At 59.6% G+C, this 842-nt stretch carries 2 pseudogenes; both read right to left on the reverse strand.

The window, feature by feature from the left end:
* Nucleotides 1–171: 171 nt before the first annotated feature.
* Nucleotides 172–606 (reverse strand): annotated as a pseudogene (locus tag ACJ8QI_RS25480) (EAL domain-containing protein); the annotation flags it as partial.
* Nucleotides 575–842, reverse strand: a pseudogene (gene intI1 / locus ACJ8QI_RS25485) (class 1 integron integrase IntI1); the annotation flags it as partial. The pseudogenes ACJ8QI_RS25480 and intI1, both read right to left, overlap by 32 nt.

An 842-nucleotide genomic window follows, 5' to 3' on the forward strand; every position in this document is an offset into this window, starting at 1 on the left:
AGGCCTCAGCATTTTATTATGGTGATCCCCTGGGCGAAATGCGCCTGGTAAGCAGAGTTTTTGAAATGTAAGGCCTTTGAATAAGACAAAAGGCTGCCTCATCGCTAACTTTGCAACAGTGCCATGCTCCACGTACTCGGCCCCTTCCGGCGTGAAGGCGGCATCGAGCGGGATTTCCTTGCAGCACACGCAGCAACTGGTGCTCGGTTCATTGGCGTTCATGGTGGTGTTCCTCCATTGGTTGACGAAGCCGACGAAGGCCGCCGCCGGCATCGGCCTGGCGAACAGGAAACCCTGCACCGTGTCGCAACCCGCCTGCCGCAACCACGCAAGGCAGTCGGGTGTTTCCACACCCTCGGCTACCACCTCCATTGTCGTTTTCAGAAGACGGCTGCACTGAACGTCAGAAGCCGACTGCACTATAGCAGCGGAGGGGTTGGATCCATCAGGCAACGACGGGCTGCTGCCGGCCATCAGCGGACGCAGGGAGGACTTTCCGCAACCGGCCGTTCGATGCGGCACCGATGGCCTTCGCGCAGGGGTAGTGAATCCGCCAGGATTGACTTGCGCTGCCCTACCTCTCACTAGTGAGGGGCGGCAGCGCATCAAGCGGTGAGCGCACTCCGGCACCGCCAACTTTCAGCACATGCGTGTAAATCATCGTCGTAGAGACGTCGGAATGGCCGAGCAGATCCTGCACGGTTCGAATGTCGTAACCGCTGCGGAGCAAGGCCGTCGCGAACGAGTGGCGGAGGGTGTGCGGTGTGGCGGGCTTCGTGATGCCTGCTTGTTCTACGGCACGTTTGAAGGCGCGCTGAAAGGTCTGGTCATACATGTGATGG

The organism is Serratia sp. CY84636 (assembly GCF_052166245.1).
GTDB classification, from domain to species: Bacteria; Pseudomonadota; Gammaproteobacteria; order Enterobacterales; family Enterobacteriaceae; genus Serratia; species Serratia nevei.